Origin of the sequence: Amycolatopsis sp. NPDC005961, assembly GCF_040629235.1 — a bacterium.
GTDB lineage: Bacteria > Actinomycetota > Actinomycetes > Mycobacteriales > Pseudonocardiaceae > Amycolatopsis > Amycolatopsis camponoti.
The window spans coordinates 17,573-34,114 of sequence record NZ_JBEXVF010000059.1; the positions used below are offsets into that span (position 1 = coordinate 17,573).

A 16,542-nucleotide genomic window follows, 5' to 3' on the forward strand; every position below is an offset into this window, starting at 1 on the left:
TTCGGCAGACGCGAAAGGGGCCGTTCCTCCCGGAACGGCCCCTTTCGCACGAAAAATCAGGCCTGCTGGGCCTGCCACATCCAGTGCGCCTCTTCGAGCGCGCGGGTGATCTCGATCAGCAGGTCCTGCGTCACGAGGTCGCTCTTGTCGGTCTCGTCGATCCGGGCCCGCAGCCGCTCGATCAGCGCGGACAGGATGTCGACGATCGCGGCGACCGTGGACTCCACGGACTGCCAGTTGTCGGGGTACTCGGGCACGCCCGAGCTCTCGACGACGGTCTTCGCCTTGCCGTTCGGCGAGATGCCGATGGCGTTGGCGCGCTCGGCGACCTCGTCGACGTACTGCCGCGCGGTGGCGACCAGCTCGTCGAGCTGCAGGTGCGCGCTGCGGAAGTTCGAGCCGACGACGTTCCAGTGCGCCTGCTTGGCGATCAGCGAAAGGTCGACCAGGTCCACCAGCGTCGCCTGCAGGGCGTTGCCGGTGATCTCCTTGTCGGCCTCGGAAAGCGGGCTCTTGATCGGAGACTTGCTCATCTCTGGTGTTCCTTCCTTCGTGCCGGAAAAGGTTCAGACGGTGGCGGAGAGAGCCACCTCGATGTTGCCGCGGGTCGCGTTGGAGTAGGGGCAGACCTGGTGGGCCTGCTCGACCAGCTGGTCGGCCTGGGCCTGCTCGAGGCCCGGCAGCGAGACGTTCAGCGCGACGCCGAGACCGAACCCGACGTCCTGCTTGAGCACGCTGACCTCGGCGGTCACCGTCGAGTCGTGCAGCGCCACCTTCGCCTGGCGGGCGACCAGCTGCAGGGCGCTGTGGAAGCAGGCCGAATAGCCGGCGGCGAAGAGCTGCTCGGGGTTGGTCTTGTCCCCGCCGGGGCCGCCCATCTCCTTCGGGATGGCCAGGGACTCGTCGATGACGCCGTCGGAGGAAGTCACTTCGCCGTTGCGGCCGTCGCCGCGAGCCGTCGCCACCGCCGTGTAGATCGCCTGACCCATGCTCAGCCTGCCTTCTGTCGCCGGACGCTCCTCAATGAGCGTCTCACTGGACACAACATCCCGCACCCGCGGAACAGTGCCCCCACATGGCAGGCATCACGTGGATCGATTACCCGGCGGCCACCGGGTGAAACGTCATGCGGTGCGCGTCACCGCGAACTCCGCGACCTGGCGCCCGATCAGGCGGAGGGTGCGGGCGCTCTTCTCGTCGGATGCGCCGCCGCCTTCGTCGAACTTGGTCTCGGCCGAGTTGATCGAACCACCCAGGGGGGTGGCCCAGCCGCGCAGCGCGTGCGTGATCGTGCGCAGCTGCTCGAGCGTCGTCACTGCCGCTTGCCAGCCGTAGGCGACGGCGGCCAGGCCGACCGCGCGGCCGTCGAGGTAGGGACGCTGGTCGTCACGCAGGTCCTCGACGTAGTCCAGGGCGTTCTTGACCAGGCCGGACAGCGCGCCGTGGTAACCCGGCGACACGACGATGAGCCCGTCCGCCTGGCGCACGGCTTCGATGAGGGTCGCGGCGCGTTCGTCGCGGTCCGGCACGCCGGCGTCGTAGAACGGCAGGATCAGCTCCGGGCCGGAGAGCATCCGGACCCGGACCCCGACTTCGGCCGCGCCGGAGAGCGCGATCTGCAGGGCGCGTTCGGACTGGGAGCCCTCACGCAGCGAGCCGCCGATCCCGAGCACGTTGACTGTCCTGGCTGAAGTCACGCTTTCCAGGCTAACCCCTCCACTTAAGTGGATATCCAGACTTTGGGACCGAGGCCCGCGTCACAGCTGGACCTGTTACTTACTGGCGAGTAACCTCCGGGGCGGCACCGAAGCTCAGGAGGCAAAGATGGCGATCCCGCTCCCGGTCCGCGTCCAGGCCGCGGCGTCCCAGCTCGCGTTCTGGCTGCCCAGGCCGTTGCGGCGGGCACTCGCGGGCCGCCCGGTGCGCCTCGACGGACAGGACCTCGCGCTCGACGCCCAGCTGCTGCTCCGGCTGCAGAAGATCGCGGGAGCCGAGCTGGTGCGGGGCTCGGTGGAGCAGTCGCGCGCCCTGCTCGACGTCGGACGGCACCTCGTCAGCGGCAAGCCGATCGAGCCGGTCTCGGTGCGGGAGATCGCCGTACCGACGCCCGATGGCGAACTGCCCGCGACGCTCTACACGCCGGTCGGGCTGCCGGAGAAATCCCCGCTGCTGGTGTTCTTCCACGGCGGCGGCTGGGTGATCGGCACACGCGCGAGCCACGACAACGCCGTCCGGTTCCTGGCCAAGCACGCCGGGGTCCGGGTGCTGTCGATCGAGTACCGGCTCGCGCCGGAGTTCCCGTTCCCGGCGGCCGCGGAGGACGCGCTCGCGGCGTTCGAGTACGCGGTGGCGAAGGCGAGCGACCTCGGCGCCGACCCGTCGCGGATCGCCGTCGGCGGCGACAGCGCGGGCGGCAACCTGGCCGCGGTGACGGCCCAGCAGGCCGTTCGCCGTGGCGGCCCGGTGCCGGCGTTCCAGCTGCTGATCTACCCCGCGACGGACTTCGCGCGGCGCTACCGCTCGCAGGACCTGTTCGCCGAAAACCTGTTCCTGACCGACGTGCACATGAAGTGGTTCGAGGGCCACTACGTGCCGGAGGGCGCGGACCTGACCGACCCGCGGCTCTCCCCGCTGCGCGCGGACGACCTGAGCGGCCTGCCGCCGGCCCTGGTCGTCACGGCGGGCTTCGACCCGCTGCGCGACGAGGGCGAGGCGTACGCGGAGAAACTGCGCGAGGCGGGCGTCGAGGTGGCGTTGCGCCGGCACGACGACCTGATCCACGGGTTCATCAACTTCACCGGCGTCGGGACCCGGTTCCGCGAGGCGCTGGCCGAGATGGCGGGCGCGCTGCGGCAGGGACTGTCCAAACGGGACTGAGTGGCCGCCGGCCGGAACGAACCCGGAGCCCGGCGCGGAGAAATGTCCGCGGCCGGGCTCCGGGCCCCCCTGTTTTCAGTGGCCGGTTACGGCGTGGGCAGGGGCGGCACCGGTACCGGCAGCGGCGGCACCGGCAGGCCGCCGAGCAGGCCGCCGAGGATGCCCGTCACCGCGGCGAGCAGGGCCTTCACCAGGTCACTGACGATCTTCAGCGGCCCGGGCAGGTCCGGCAGCGACGGGATCGGCAACGGCAACGGCGGCAGCTGGCGCGCCTTCGCCGTCGGGTCGGTCAGCAGCCGGTTGGACTCGTCGGCGCGGCCCTTGGCCAGGCCGGCCAGCTGCTGGGTGTCGGTCTGGATCGTGTAGCGCTTCCCGGCGGCGATGTCCGCGAGGACCGGGCTCATCTGGCCCAGGTCGGCGCGAGTGGCACCGACGTTGCCCGCGTAAGCCACCTTGGTCAGGTCGTCACGCATTTGGAGCACCTGTGCGGCGAGGGCCTGGGTGCTGGAGGAACCCTTGCCCCCTTCCGGGCTCGCCGAGGCGATCCCCGCCATTCCGACCGCCAGCAGACTGCCGGCGGCTACCAGGGCGATGGACCGCCCGAACTTGCCTTTCATTTCCTACCTCCTGGCCTCGGGAGACCTGACGGGTTAAATCGATACCCCCCGTATCGGAGATAAGCCACCCGATCACCGGTTAGGGACGTTTTCTAACCCTTACGTGCCGGATGCGAAGGCAGTGAACTCGCCCGCAATTGATTAACGTCGAAAGCTTGCCCTTCCCCCTGAAGATCATCCTGATCGATTCTCTCCGTCACCGCTGGTAGCGGATGTCCACTGTAGAGCGTTTCGGCCACTCGCCCGGGTGTAAACGGTGATCATTTGGCCTCATCACTCCGTTGGACCGCGTGTCGGCACTGCTCCAGACGGGGACTCTCCCGCGCCCGCGCCGCCACCCACAAGGTTCTCCCCTGGTCGGGACAGAAATGCGAAATCAATTCCGAAAAGGGACAATCGTCGAGAAGACGCGGGCGGGCCGGTCGTCAAAGCGGGAGGCCGGCCTCCAGGTGCGCCACCGCACGGTCGAGCACCGCCAGCGTGTCCGCCTCCGGGTCCGCCGCCGCGCCCAGGAACGCCGCCATGATCACCCCGACCACCGCGCCCGCCCAGTTGCGCACCTCGAAGTCGTCCGCCGCGCGGCCGGTGCGCTGGGCGGTCATTCCCGCCAGCAGCTCGATCCCGTCGGCGAACCGGTCCATGATCGCGCTTCGCAGCTCGGGCTCGCGGAACACCAGCATCTGCCGCTGGCGCTCGTCCTCCCAGTCCTGGCCCGAGAGCTGCTCGCGGATGACGTCCACCGTCGCCCGCAACGCCGCGAGCGGGGTGAGCTCGGCCGGCTGAGCGAGCGTCGCCGCGACCAGCACCGGGTCGAACGCGTCGTACAGCACCGTGGCCTCCTTCGTCGGGAAGTACCGGAAGAAGGTGCTGGGCGAGATCTCCGCCGCCGCCGCGATCTGGTCGACCGTCGTCGCGCCGTAGCCCTGCTCCCGGAACAGCCGCAACGCGTGCCGCTGGATCGCGGCACGCGTCTTGGCCTTCTTCCGTTCCCGCAGCCCCGTGGGCTCAGATCGCGACGACGTCATGCTCCGATTCTCGCGGCTGCGTCCCGGGGGCCGTCCGCCCGGGCAGGAACAGCACCGCGAGCAGCGCGCCGGCCACGGCGAGCCCGGCGCAGACCCACAGCGTCGCCGCCATGCCGTCGGTGAACGCGAGCCGCGCGGAGCCGGCGAGCGCGGGCCGATGCAGCTTCCCCGCGACGGCGACCGCGCCCGACGCGCTGCCGCGCACCGCGTCGGCGACCGGCGCGGGCAGGCCGTCGACGGCGACACCGGCGCGGTAGACGCCGTTGAGCACCGTGCCCAGCACCGCGACGCCGATCGTGCCGCCGACCTGACGCAGCACCTGGATCAGCGCCGAGCCGGCGCCCGTGCGGCCCTCGGTGAGCGCGCCCATCGCCATCGTCATCAGCGGCGGCAGCGTGCACCCCGTACCGAAGCCGATGACGAGCTCCCAGCCGACGGTGCCGCCGTAGCCGTCCGACGGCGACGTCGTCGAACCCCAGGCCATCCCGGCCGCGAGCAGCGAGAACCCCGCCGTCACGACCACGCGGACGCCGACCGCGGCGACCAGCTTCTCGGCGAGCTTCGCCGACACCAGCATCCCGCCGATCAGCGGCAGCAGCCGCACGCCGGTCTCCAGCGCGTCGGCCCCCTGCACCGCCTGGAACAGCTGGGGCAGCACGAACAGCAGGCCCATGAGCGCGAACGAGGCCATCGTCGCGAGCACCGCGCCCCAGACGAACCGCGGCTCGCGCAGCAGCCCGAGATCGGTCAACGGCGCCGCCGTCCGCGTCTGCAGCCGGCAGAACACCGCGAGCACCGCCGCGCCGAGCGCGAGCAGGCCGTACGTCGCCGGGTCGGCCCAGCCGTGCTCGCCGGCGTAGACGAAGCCGTAGGTCAGCGCGACCAGCCCGGCCGCCGAGAGCGCGATGCCCGTGAAGTCGATCGCGCCCCGGCCGGACCCGGGGGTGAGCGGCACCAGGAACAGCACCGCGACCAGGCCGACCACGGTCAGCGGGACGTTGATCAGGAACACCGAGCCCCACGCGAAGTGGTCGAGCAGCCAGCCGCCGAGCAGCGGGCCGAGCGGGATGCCGACGAACGTCGCCAGCACCCACGTCGTCAGCGCCTTCGCCCGCTCCTCCGGCGGGAACAGGACGTTCAGCAGCGAGAGCGAGAGCGGGATGAGGAACGCGGCGCCGACGCCGAGCACGACGCGGGCGGCGATCAGCTGGCCGGGCGAGCCGGCGTAAGCACACCCCAGCGAGGCCAGCCCGAACAGCGCGAGCGCGCCGAGCAGCAGCTTCTTCGGGCCGAACCGGTCGCCCAGCAGGCCCGCCGGCAGCAGCAGCGCGGCCAGCGCCAGCGTGTAGGCGTTGCCGAACCACTGCAGCTGCGTGGTCGTGGCGCCGAGGTCGACGGCGAGCGTCGGCACGGCGACGTTCAGCACGGTCAGGTCGAGTCCGACGGTCAGCAGGCTCACCGCGAGCGCGCCGAGCGCCCACCACCTGCGCGGATAGAGCTGAGTCACAGGGACCCCCATTTGGTAGTCGCTACCAAATGATAGTAGCTCTCACAATCTCCGGCCGCCAGCACCTCGGTGACGGGAAATAAGTTGCACGCGCGTACCACCTTGGGTTCTCATCGAGGGCGTGCCTCTGCAGCCCTACCGCCGGGTGCTCTCCGTCCCCCGCGTCCCCTCGACGATGGCCCTGATGTTCCTGGCCCGGCTGCCGATGACCATGAACGGCGTGCTGATGACGCTGTACATCGTCACCGGACTCGGCCGCGGCTACGGCGCCGCCGGGCTGGTCGGCGCCGGCGTCACCCTCGGCATGGCGCTCGGCGCGCCACTGCTGGGGCGCTGCTTCGACCGCTACGGCCTGCGCCCGGTCGTCGCCGTCTGCGGAATCGGCACGACGGTGTTCTGGATCGCCGCGCCGCACCTGCCCTACGCGGCGCTCGCCGCCGTCGCGATCCCGGGCGGGATGCTCTCGGTGCCGGCGGGCTCGCTCGCGCGTCAGGTCCTGGCCACGCTCGTCCCGGCCGCGGAGCGCCGCGCGGCGTATTCGCTCGACACGATCTCGATCGAAGCGACGTTCATGATCGGTCCGGCGATGGGCATCGCGGCGATCACCACGCTCTCCCCGACCTTCACGCTCACCGCGCTCGGCGTGCTCTTCGGCGGCACGGCCTTCCTGATCTGGCTGGTCAACCCGCCCATCCGCGAAAGCATGGAGCCCGGCGCGTCCACCACCCGGCCGCCGCTGCGGAGCTGGCTCACCGGCCGGCTCGTGGCGACGCTGCTGATCGCCGCCGGCGCGCTGTTCGTGCTCGTCGGCACCGAGCTGGCGACGCTGGCCGCCCTGCGCGCGAACGGCGACATCGGCGTGACCGGGCTGGTGATCGCGGTGATGTGCGCGGCGTCGATCATCGGCGGCATCGTCCACGGCGCGGTCAAGAAGTCGCTGCCGCAGGGCCTGCTGATGCTGCTGCTCGCGCTGCTGGTGGTGCCGGTCGGGCTCGCGGACCAGCCGTGGTGGCTGCTGATGCTGGTGCTGATCCCGACGAACCTGGTCTGCGCGCCGACGCTCGCGGCGACCACCGAGACGGTCAGCCGGATCGCCCCGCCGCAGGTCCGCGGCGAGGCGATGGGGCTGCAGGACGCGTCGACGCGCCTCGGCCTGGCGCTGGGCAGCCCGGTGGTCGGCTTCGCGATCGACCACTCGAGCCCGGCGTGGGGCTTCGCCGCGGCGGGCCTGGGCGGCCTGGTCATCGCGGCGGCCGGCCTGCTGCACCGCCGCACACCGGAACCGGCCGCGGAGCCGGTCCCGGCGCTGGCCGAGGGCTAGCTAGCCGCCGCAGGCCACGCGGAGGGCGTCGAGCTTCTTGACGTTGCGCTGCACCCACTGCGCGACGACGCCGGCGTCTTCGATGCGTTCCTTCTGCACCTCGACGTACGACCCGGCCATGCCCAGCAGCGCGTTCTTGACGTCCTGGTCCTGGACGTTCCCCGCCAGCTCCCGCAGTCGCTTCTCCTTGTCCGCGGCGCGGGCCTTGAGCTTGTCCGGGTCGACCAGCGGGTTCAGGTCCGCGAGCCCGAGCGCCTCGGTGCACGCGCCCACCTTGTCCGCCGTCTTCGACCCCTGGTCGACCGCGTTGCCGACCTGGTCGCACCCGCTCACCAGCAGTGCGATCCCGGCCAGCAGCGCGGCCGTCGTTCCACCCCTCGTCATCGCGCCAAGGTACCGCTCAACCCTTGACGCAGACCACCTGCTTGAGGTGCGCCACGACCTCGACCAGGTCCGTCTGCGCGCGGATCACCGAATCGATGTCCTTGTACGCCGCCGGGATCTCGTCGACGACGCCCGAGTCCTTGCGGCACTCGACGCCGGCCGTCTGCGCCGCGAGGTCGTCGGCGGTGAACAGCTTCTTGGCCTTGGTGCGCGACATCCGGCGGCCGGCACCGTGCGACGCCGACTGGAACGACGAGTCGTTCCCGAGGCCGCGGACGATGTACGAACCGGTCCCCATGCTGCCCGGGATGATCCCGAGGTCACCCGATCCGGCCCGGATCGCGCCCTTGCGGGTGACGAGCAGCTCGACACCGTCGTACGTCTCCTCGGAGACGTAGTTGTGGTGGCAGGAGATCGCGTCGTCGAACGTCGTGCCGGGCACGACCTCCGCCAGCGCCAGCTTCACGAGCGCGACCATCGTGGCGCGGTTGCGCGCCGCGTAGTCCTGCGCCCAGAAGAGGTCGCGCCGGTAGGCCGCCATCTCCGGCGTGCCGGCGACGAACACCGCGAGGTCCCGGTCCGGCAGGTCGGCGTTGTGCGGCAGCTTGCGCGCGACGGCCATGTGCCGCTCCGCGAGCTCCTTGCCGATGTTGCGCGAACCCGAGTGCAGCATCAGCCAGACCCGGCCCTCGTCCGCACCGCCCTCCTCGAGGCAGACCTCGATGAAGTGGTTCCCGCCGCCGAGGCTCCCGATCTGGCGCGCGGCCCGGTCGTGCAGCTCCTGGACGCCGGTGTGCAGCTCGCCGAAGCCCTTCCAGAACGTGTCCCAGCCGCCGACGCCGTGCACCTTCGCGGGGTTCACGGGCGTCTTGTGCAGCCCGAAGCCCACGGGCACGGCGCTTTCGATGCGGCGCCGCAGCTTCCCGAGGTCGTCCGGCAGGTCGCTCGCGGACAGCGACGTCCGGACGGCGCTCATGCCGCACCCGATGTCCACCCCGACCGCGGCTGGCGAGACGGCGTCACGCATGGCGATGACGCTGCCGACGGTGGCGCCCTTGCCGTAGTGCACGTCGGGCATCACGGCGACGCCGTGCACCCACGGCAGGTTGGCGACGTTCTGCAGCTGCCGCATGGCCTGCTCTTCGACCGACGCGGGGTCCGCCCACATCCGGATCGGGACGCGGGCGCCTTCGACAGCGGTGTACATGATTTCCTCCCCTGGAAATGGTTTCGCGGTGCCCAGGATCCCCCGGACACCGCGAAACGGCCAAGCGAGTTTCAGTCGTCCACTGTGGTCACTGCTGGGCGATCAGCTCCGCGATCTGCACGGCGTTGAGCGCCGCGCCCTTGCGGAGGTTGTCGTTCGAGATGAACAGCGCCAGCCCGCGGCCGCCCTCGACGCCCTGGTCGACGCGGATGCGGCCGACGTAGCTCGGGTCGTTGCCCGCTGCCTGCAGCGGCGTCGGGACCTCCGACAGCTCGACGCCCGGCGCGTGCCTCAGCAGCTCCGTCGCGCGCTCGACCGTCAGCGGCTGCGCGAACTCCGCGTTCACCGAGATCGAGTGCCCCGAGAACACCGGCACCCGCACGCACGTGCAGGACACGCCCAGGCCCGGGATGCTCAGGATCTTGCGGCTCTCGTTGCGGAACTTCTTCTCCTCGTCCGTCTCGAGCTCGCCGTCGTCCACAATGGACCCCGCCATCGGGAGGACGTTGAACGCGATCGGCCGGACGTACTTGTTCGGCTCGGGGAACTCGATCGCCGTGCCGTCGTGGGTCAGCAGCGACGCGTGCTCGGCGCCGGCCTTGATCTGGCCCGCCAGCTCGTCGACGCCGGCCAGCCCGCTGCCGGACACCGCCTGGTACGTCGACGCCACCAGCCGGACCAGCCCGGCCTCGTCGTGCAGCGGCTTCAGCACCGGCATCGCGGCCATCGTGGTGCAGTTGGGGTTCGCGATGATCCCCTTGCGCGCTTCCTTGATGGCGTGGGGGTTGACCTCGCTGACGACCAGCGGCACGTCCGGGTCCATCCGGAACGCCGAGGAGTTGTCGATCACCGTGACGCCGGCGTCCGCGAACCGCGGCCCCTGCGCCTTCGACGTCGACCCGCCCGCGGAGAACAGCGCGATGTCCAAACCGGACGGATCCGCTTCCGCGGCGTCCTCGATCGTGATTTCGGTGTCGCGCCAAGGCAGCTTCGAACCCGCCGAGCGCGCCGAGGCGAAGTACCGGAGCTCGGCGATCGGGAACTCCCGCTCCGCCAGCAGCTTGCGCATGACCGCGCCGACCTGGCCGGTCGCGCCGACCACCCCGACCCGCAACCCTTCGGCCATCAGCGACCACTCCCCGCGTAGACCACGGCTTCCTCGTCGCCGCCGAGCTCGAACGCGTCGTGGATCGCGCGCACGGCGTCGTCCAGCTGAGCGTCGCGGATCAGCACGGAGATCCGGATTTCCGAGGTGTTGATGATTTCGATGTTCACGCCGGCGTTGGCCAGCGCTTCGCAGAACGTCGCCGTGACACCGGGGTGCGAGCGCATCCCGGCGCCGACCAGCGAGACCTTGCCGACGTGGTCGTCGTAGAGCACCGACTCGAAGCCGATCTCCGCCTTGACCTTCTCCAGCTCCTTGACGCCCGCGGCGCCGTTGGCCTTCGACAGCGTGAAGGTGATGTCGGTGCGGCCGGACACCGTGCTGGACACGTTCTGCAGCACCATGTCGATGTCGATCTCGGCGTCGGCGATCACGCGGAAGATCCGGGCCGCGGCGCCGGCGTGGTCCGGCACCCCGGTGACCGTGATCTTGGCTTCGGAGCGGTCGTGCGCCACACCGGTGATCAGGGCTTGTTCCACGGGGATCTCCTCGATAGAACCGGTCACCGTCGTGCCCGGCTTGTCACTGTAGGAAGAACGGACACGGATCGGGACGCCGTAGCGGCGTGCGTACTCGACCGAACGCAGGTGCAGGATCTTCGAGCCGCTGGCGGCGAGCTCCAGCATCTCTTCGTAGGTGACGGTGTCGAGCTTCTTCGCGTCCGGCACCACTCGCGGGTCGGCCGTGTACACACCGTCCACATCGGAGTAGATCTCGCAGACGTCGGCGTTCAGCGCGGCGGCCAGCGCGACGGCGGTGGTGTCCGAGCCGCCGCGGCCCAGCGTGGTGATGTCCTTGGTGTCCTGCGCGACGCCCTGGAAGCCCGCCACCAGCGCGACGTAACCCTGTTCGAGGGCTTCGGTGACGCGGCTCGGGGTGACGTCGATGATGCGCGCGTTCCCGTGCACGGACGTCGTGACGACGCCGGCCTGCGACCCGGTGAACGACCACGCCTCGGCGCCCTGCGCGGCGATGGCCATGGCGACCAGCGAGTTCGAGATGCGCTCACCGGCGGTGAGCAGCATGTCCATCTCCCGCTCCGGCGGCGCGGGGTTGACCTGCTGCGCCAGGTCGAGCAGCTCGTCGGTGGTGTCTCCCATCGCCGAGCAGACCACGACGACGTCGTTCCCCGCCTTCTTCGTGGCGACGATCCGCTCGGCTACGCGCTTGATCCGGTCGGCACTTTCCAGCGACGATCCGCCGTACTTCTGGACCACGAGGGCCACGCCCGAACCTCCTAGACGGGCCGGGTCTGCTCCCTGGTGGGCACCGAGGAGCCCCCGCGTCCCATATTTGAACTGGAGCCTACCGGGGCACCGGCGGCCCGCCACCCTCTTGACGTGGGGCGGGTGCTGCGGGCGGGTGGTGCGGAAGTAAATCTTCCGTAACACCAACGGAATGCGCGAAGCCCTTCCTCCCGAGTGATGCAGCGCACTCGATGAGTACCGTGGCGATCGTGCGAAAGCCAGCTGTGACGAGCGTCCCGATCGCCTCCCTGATGGCCGAGCGGTGGAGCCCGCGGGCCCTGGACGCGTCTTCTGTGGTTTCCCCGGAGCAGGTCAGAGCGTTGCTGGAGGCGGCCCGCTGGGCGCCGTCGTTCGGCAACACCCAGCCCGCGCGCTACCTGGTGGGCGTGCGCGGGACGCCGACGTTCGACGCGATCCTGGCGACGCTGAACTCGGGCAACCGCGGGTGGGCGCACCGGGCGAGCCTGCTGCTGATCGGCGTGATGGTGACGACGAACGAGAAGGGCGCGGTGCCGTACGCGGAGTACGGGCTGGGGCTGGCTTCGGAGAACCTCGTCCTGCAGGCGGTGGAGCTGGGGCTGGTGGCGCACCAGATGGCGGGGTTTTCGGCGGACGCGGTGCGGTCGTCGTTCAGCCTTCCGGAGGACGCGGTGCCGAAGGTGGCGATCGCGGTGGGGTCACCGGCGCCGGCGGAGGTGCTCGAGGAGGACTGGCGGGTCGAGCGGGAGCGGGCGGAGCGGCAGCGGCTGCCCCTGGAGGAGTTCGCGTTCACCGGCCAGTGGGGCACGCCCGCCCTTTAGCCCGGCAGCACGACGGCCCGGTCACGCAGGCGGTCCCAGGCGTTGACCGGCACGGTGGTGAAGACGTCGTCCACGGCGGAGAACCCGCCGGCGGCCGTCCGGATCTCGACGATCCCCGCCGCGGTGGCCGGGTCGAGGCCGCAAACCGAGGCGATCACGGCCGCCGGCGCGTTGTTGAGGTCGACCAGGCCACCGTCGTCGTAGTTCCGCGGCAGGTCGGGGCGGCCGATCCCGAGGTCCCGCGCGATGAGCGGGTCACTCGCGACCAGCTTTCGCGCTTCGGCGCGACGTTCCCGCGCCGCGAGCGCGGCGGCGAGGGCCGGGTCCGGGCCGTCGAGGCGCTCACCGGGGACGTGGCGCAGGATCTCCCGGCGCAACTTGGCCTGCTGGACGCAGGCGACCGCGACCACGGCGAGCCCGAGGACCACCGCGACCGAGGTGAGCACGTTGCCGGCGGTGCCGACCGTCTTGCCCGCGGCATCCTTGGGCGAAAGGGACATCAGCGTGGACATGACCGCGGCGGCCGCCCCGAAGACCACGGCGCGCGCGTAGAGCGACTTCCGGCCGAGCCGCATGGCGGCGTGCACGAACGGCACCCACGCGAAGAGCCCCACCGTGGCGATCGTGACGACGAAGTACCAGCGGCTTCCGACGCGGGCGACCGCACTCGGCGACGTCACGACAGGCTGTGAAACGGACATGATCAGCACCCCTTCCGGCGTGCTGATGTCGCCTGGCGGCGACAGTGCGTTACGAGGGTCCGCCGATCGTGATCACCGCGAAATCAGGAAGCTCCGCCCACCCGGCGGATGACCTTGGCGAGGATCCCCGACACCACGAGCCAGAAGATGGCCGCGATGCCGTAGTTGACCAGGACCCGCAGCTTCCCGTCACTGGGTGTGAACAGGTCGCTGAAGCCCAGCGCCAGGCTGTCGGCCCAGGACTTCACGAACGAGACGATGCCGTTGTCCGGGTTGGCCGAGCCGACCGTGAAGATCACGTGGATCACCAGCAGCGCGGCGAAGATCAGGCCCACCCAGCGGACGATCGACGCCACCAGCGAGGCGACCTTGCCGCCGGTGCCGCGCCAGTCGACCGGGGCCCGGCGGGAGACCTTCGTCTCCTCGTCCGACGACGCTGCCGACGACTCTGCGTGCTCACCCATGCCCGCAGTTTCGCACGGCGACCGGCCAATTGCTACCCACAGGTAACCCCGAACGGGCATGGCCCGGCTTCCCTCACCCGGCGTTCCGTGGTTATGGTGTGGTCGTGGCGCGTGCTCTCCTGCTTCGCTGCCGCGACGGGGCCTGACCGGACCGGCTCCCCGTCGCGGGGCTTCGTGGTGCCGGTCGCACCCGTCGAGCTGGAGACACCCCCGATCCCATGAGCAAGATCCGCAAGCCTTCTCGCACCGCGCCCGCCGACCAGCCCGCTTGGAACACCCAGCGCGGCACGTCCATGCCGGTGCACCGCTACCGCCCCTGGTACGACGTCGTCGAGAACATCGACCTGCCCGACCGCACCTGGCCCGAAAAGCGCATCGACCGCGCGCCGCTGTGGTGTGCCGTCGACCTGCGGGACGGCAACCAGGCCCTGATCGACCCGATGTCGCCCGCGCGCAAGCGCAAGTTCTTCGACCTGCTCGTACGCATGGGCTACAAGGAGATCGAGGTCGGCTTCCCGGCCGCGAGCCAGACCGACTTCGACTTCGTCCGCGAGATCATCGACGAAGGCGCCATCCCGGACGACGTCAGCATCCAGGTGCTGACCCAGTGCCGTCACGAGCTGATCGAGCGGACCTTCCAGGCCCTCGAAGGCGCGCCGCGCGCGATCGTCCACATCTACAACTCGACGTCGATCCTGCAGCGCCGCGTGGTCTTCCGCGAGGAGCGCGAGGGCATCAAGAAGATCGCGACGCAGGCCGCGGAACTCGTCGTCGAGCTGGCCGCGAAGCAGCCCGACACCGACTTCCGGTTCCAGTACTCGCCCGAGTCCTACACCGGCACCGAGCTGTCGTACGCGCTCGAGGTCTGCAACGCCGTCACCGAGATCTGGCAGCCGACGCCGGAGAAGCCGGTCATCCTGAACCTGCCGGCGACCGTCGAGATGGCGACGCCGAACGTCTACGCCGACTCGATCGAGTGGATGTCCCGCAACCTGGCGCGCCGTGACTCGGTGATCCTGTCGCTGCACCCGCACAACGACCGCGGCACCGGCATCGCCGCCGCCGAGCTGGGCTACCAGGCCGGCGCCGACCGGATCGAAGGCTGCCTGTTCGGCAACGGCGAGCGCACCGGCAACGTCGACCTGGTCGCGCTGGGCATGAACCTCTACAGCCAGGGCATCGACCCGCAGATCGACTTCTCCGACATGGACGAGATCAAGCGGACCGTCGAGTACTGCAACCAGCTGCCGGTCCCGGAGCGCTCGCCGTGGGGCGGCGACCTGGTCTTCACGGCCTTCTCCGGCTCGCACCAGGACGCCATCAACAAGGGCTTGGACGCGCTGAAGGACGCCGCCGACAAGCAGGGCGTGCCGCTGGACGAGTACCCGTGGGAGGTCCCGTACCTGCCGATCGACCCGAAGGACGTCGGCCGCACGTACGAGGCCGTCATCCGCGTGAACTCGCAGTCCGGCAAGGGCGGCGTCGCCTACATCATGAAGGCCGAGCACCAGCTCGACCTGCCGCGGCGCCTGCAGATCGAGTTCTCGAAGGTCATCCAGCGCTACACCGACTCCGAGGGCGGCGAGGTCGACCCGACGACGATGTACAACGCCTTCTCGGCCGAGTACCTGGAGCTGAAGACGCCGCTGGAGCTGGTCCGCCAGCACGTGCGCGACAACGGTGACGGCGAGTACGACATCACCGCGACCGTGAAGGTGGAAGGCGACGAGCACGAGGTCACCGGCCGCGGCAACGGCCCGATCGCGGCGTTCTTCGACGCGCTGTCGACCGTCGGCTTCGACCTGCGTCTCCTGGACTACTCCGAGCACACGCTCTCGCCGGGTGACGACGCGCGTGCCGCGTCGTACATCGAGTGCGCGATCTCGGACCGGGTGTTCTGGGGCATCGGCATCGACGCGTCGATCGTCACGGCGTCGCTGCGCGCGGTCGTCTCGGCGGTGAACCGCGCCAACCGCTGAACCTGTGGGCCGCCTGTCGGGTTCCTGTGAGTACCCCTTGATCAGGAGTTTTCCGGGACCGGCAGGCGGTTAATGGAAGTGTGGACGGAACGACGGCGGGCCTGCTGGTGCTGTTCGTCGTCTCGCTGGTGCCCCTGCTGCCCACCGAGGTGACGCTCCTCGGCATGGGCATCGCGGCGGCGCAGGGCGGGACGTCGCTGGCATTGGTGATCGCCGTCGCCTCGGCCGGGTGCCTGGTCTCGGACCAGGCGCTCTACGCCCTCGGCCGGTTCGGTGGCCGGGCGGCGCTGGACCGGCTGAGCCGGCGGCGGAAGATCGCCGCCGGCATCGGCTGGCTCGACGGACGCCTGCAGCGCCACCCCCGGCCGGTGCTGGTCATCGCCCGTTGGCTCCCGTCGGGCGGGACGGTCGGTGCCCTGCTCGCCGGATCGCTCCGGTGGCCGGTCGCGGAGTTCTTCACCGCGTCGGCCGTCGGCGTCACGCTCTGGACGTCGTACGTGGCCTTCCTCGGTTACGCGGGCGGCCGGATCATCACCGAACCCGGGATCAGCATGCTGCTCTCCCTCGGCGTCGCCCTCATCCTGGGTTCGGTGATCACCTACGGCGTGAAGCGCGGCGCTAGAGCGATTTGAGGATCTCCGCCGGCTCGGTCCGCGTGACGAAGTCCGGGTGGACGTCGACGAACCGCAGTCCCCGGTCCTGATCCACCACGACGACCGCCGGGTGGACCAGCTCCCACGTGCCGTTGACCTGCTCGAGGTCCGTGCCGAGCGCCTGCATGGCTTCGCGCACGGGCGCGGAAACCGGGTAGCTCAGCCCGAGTCCGCGGGCGACGGTGCTGCCGACGTCCGACAGCACCGGGAACTCGAGGTCCGCGAGGGGCCCGTCCGGCTTCTGGGGGCTGATCGCGGCGAGGGTCACGTTCCTCGCTGTCAGCTCGGGCAGGAGTTCCTGCTGGTAGGTGCGCAGGGTCAGGTTGCAGTACGGGCACCACTGGCCGCGGTAGAAGACGAGCACCGCCGGCCCGTCGGCGACGAGGTGGCTCAGGCTCACCGACGTGCCGTCGGCCCCGGGCAGCGTGAAGTCTTCGATCTTGTCGCCCGCCTCGGCGAACTTCGTCCCGGTCGCCCGGCGCCGGTCCGCTTCGAGGACCTCGAAGATCTCCGGCGGCAGCGCGCCGCGGGCCTTCGCGTTGACGTCGGTCAGGGCGTCGTTGAGCGTCATGGATCCCCCTGGTTCAGTTGTACT

General features: G+C 70.5%; 18 protein-coding genes. 5 read left to right on the forward strand and 13 right to left on the reverse strand.

All coding sequences use genetic code 11. The annotated features are described in order from the left end of the window. Positions 1 to 56: 56 nt before the first annotated feature. The 3 genes from ABZ342_RS36995 to ABZ342_RS37005 all read right to left on the reverse strand — a co-directional run bounded on the left by ABZ342_RS36995 (position 57) and on the right by ABZ342_RS37005 (position 1,697). The gene (locus tag ABZ342_RS36995; RefSeq protein ID WP_155547858.1) at positions 57 to 533 is read right to left on the reverse strand and encodes a DNA starvation/stationary phase protection protein; all 477 of its coding nucleotides are present in this window, start codon (positions 531 to 533) and stop codon (positions 57 to 59) included. Positions 534 to 566: 33 nt separating this feature from the next. Further along, positions 567 to 989, reverse strand: coding sequence for an organic hydroperoxide resistance protein (locus ABZ342_RS37000; RefSeq protein WP_155547859.1), 423 nt, complete (start codon positions 987 to 989; stop codon positions 567 to 569). 135 nt (positions 990 to 1,124) lie between these two features. Further along, positions 1,125 to 1,697 carry an NAD(P)H-dependent oxidoreductase gene (locus ABZ342_RS37005; protein WP_360483264.1) on the reverse strand — a complete coding sequence of 191 codons (573 nt, stop codon included), beginning with the start codon at positions 1,695 to 1,697 and terminating at the stop codon, positions 1,125 to 1,127. 127 nt (positions 1,698 to 1,824) lie between these two features. Here ABZ342_RS37005 and ABZ342_RS37010 point away from each other — a divergent pair, with 127 nt between their 5' ends. Next, positions 1,825 to 2,877: an alpha/beta hydrolase gene (locus ABZ342_RS37010; protein WP_360483267.1), complete on the forward strand. Its 1,053-nt coding sequence runs from the start codon at positions 1,825 to 1,827 to the stop codon at positions 2,875 to 2,877. An 86-nt stretch (positions 2,878 to 2,963) separates the two neighbouring features. Here ABZ342_RS37010 and ABZ342_RS37015 read toward each other — a convergent pair whose 3' ends face one another. From ABZ342_RS37015 to ABZ342_RS37025, 3 genes are all read right to left on the reverse strand, one after another. Continuing rightward, a complete protein-coding gene (locus ABZ342_RS37015) occupies positions 2,964 to 3,494 on the reverse strand; it encodes a hypothetical protein (protein ID WP_360483270.1) in 531 nt (176 codons plus the stop codon). Between the two features lie 425 nt (positions 3,495 to 3,919). Beyond that, complete coding sequence (locus ABZ342_RS37020) at positions 3,920 to 4,519, reverse strand: TetR family transcriptional regulator (protein WP_360483273.1); 600 nt, start codon at positions 4,517 to 4,519, stop codon at positions 3,920 to 3,922. Continuing rightward, positions 4,500 to 6,026 carry a DHA2 family efflux MFS transporter permease subunit gene (locus ABZ342_RS37025; RefSeq protein WP_360483276.1) on the reverse strand — a complete coding sequence of 509 codons (1,527 nt, stop codon included), beginning with the start codon at positions 6,024 to 6,026 and terminating at the stop codon, positions 4,500 to 4,502. Before ABZ342_RS37025 ends, ABZ342_RS37020 begins: the two co-directional genes overlap by 20 nt. Before the next feature lie 184 nt (positions 6,027 to 6,210). Here ABZ342_RS37025 and ABZ342_RS37030 point away from each other — a divergent pair, with 184 nt between their 5' ends. Next, positions 6,211 to 7,347, forward strand: coding sequence for an MFS transporter (locus ABZ342_RS37030; RefSeq protein WP_360483359.1), 1,137 nt, complete (start codon positions 6,211 to 6,213; stop codon positions 7,345 to 7,347). Here the strand turns inward: ABZ342_RS37030 and ABZ342_RS37035 are convergent, their stop codons facing one another. The 4 genes from ABZ342_RS37035 to ABZ342_RS37050 all read right to left on the reverse strand — a co-directional run bounded on the left by ABZ342_RS37035 (position 7,348) and on the right by ABZ342_RS37050 (position 11,329). After that, positions 7,348 to 7,731 (reverse strand): hypothetical protein, encoded by a 384-nt coding sequence (locus tag ABZ342_RS37035; RefSeq protein WP_360483279.1) that lies wholly within the window; start codon positions 7,729 to 7,731, stop codon positions 7,348 to 7,350. It abuts the gene before it with no gap. A gap of 16 nt (positions 7,732 to 7,747) precedes the next feature. Further along, positions 7,748 to 8,938: an RtcB family protein gene (locus ABZ342_RS37040; protein ID WP_360483282.1), complete on the reverse strand. Its 1,191-nt coding sequence runs from the start codon at positions 8,936 to 8,938 to the stop codon at positions 7,748 to 7,750. Positions 8,939 to 9,026: 88 nt separating this feature from the next. Next, entirely contained in the window at positions 9,027 to 10,064 is a 1,038-nt protein-coding gene (locus ABZ342_RS37045; protein WP_360483285.1) for an aspartate-semialdehyde dehydrogenase, read from the reverse strand. Continuing rightward, positions 10,064 to 11,329 (reverse strand): aspartate kinase, encoded by a 1,266-nt coding sequence (locus ABZ342_RS37050; protein WP_155547864.1) that lies wholly within the window; start codon positions 11,327 to 11,329, stop codon positions 10,064 to 10,066. The genes ABZ342_RS37045 and ABZ342_RS37050 overlap by 1 nt, the downstream gene beginning before the upstream one ends. A 230-nt stretch (positions 11,330 to 11,559) precedes the next feature. Between ABZ342_RS37050 and ABZ342_RS37055 the strand changes: the two genes are divergently transcribed. Beyond that, positions 11,560 to 12,150: a nitroreductase family protein gene (locus ABZ342_RS37055; protein ID WP_360483289.1), complete on the forward strand. Its 591-nt coding sequence runs from the start codon at positions 11,560 to 11,562 to the stop codon at positions 12,148 to 12,150. On the opposite strand, the gene ABZ342_RS37060 is transcribed toward ABZ342_RS37055, so the two are convergent. After that, on the reverse strand, positions 12,147 to 12,851 hold the full coding sequence (locus ABZ342_RS37060) for a helix-hairpin-helix domain-containing protein (RefSeq protein WP_360483292.1): 705 nt from the start codon (positions 12,849 to 12,851) through the stop codon (positions 12,147 to 12,149). The genes ABZ342_RS37055 and ABZ342_RS37060 overlap by 4 nt on opposite strands. An 83-nt stretch (positions 12,852 to 12,934) precedes the next feature. Next, positions 12,935 to 13,315: a hypothetical protein gene (locus ABZ342_RS37065; RefSeq protein WP_155547866.1), complete on the reverse strand. Its 381-nt coding sequence runs from the start codon at positions 13,313 to 13,315 to the stop codon at positions 12,935 to 12,937. 218 nt (positions 13,316 to 13,533) lie between these two features. Between ABZ342_RS37065 and leuA the strand changes: the two genes are divergently transcribed. Together leuA and ABZ342_RS37075 are read left to right on the forward strand one after the other, a co-directional pair. Next, the gene (leuA, locus tag ABZ342_RS37070; RefSeq protein WP_360483295.1) at positions 13,534 to 15,294 is read left to right on the forward strand and encodes a 2-isopropylmalate synthase; all 1,761 of its coding nucleotides are present in this window, start codon (positions 13,534 to 13,536) and stop codon (positions 15,292 to 15,294) included. Positions 15,295 to 15,374: 80 nt separating this feature from the next. Beyond that, complete coding sequence (locus tag ABZ342_RS37075; protein WP_360483298.1) at positions 15,375 to 15,926, forward strand: DedA family protein; 552 nt, start codon at positions 15,375 to 15,377, stop codon at positions 15,924 to 15,926. Here ABZ342_RS37075 and ABZ342_RS37080 read toward each other — a convergent pair. Beyond that, on the reverse strand, positions 15,913 to 16,518 hold the full coding sequence (locus ABZ342_RS37080) for a peroxiredoxin-like family protein (protein WP_360483301.1): 606 nt from the start codon (positions 16,516 to 16,518) through the stop codon (positions 15,913 to 15,915). The genes ABZ342_RS37075 and ABZ342_RS37080 overlap by 14 nt on opposite strands. Positions 16,519 to 16,542 lie beyond the last annotated feature (24 nt).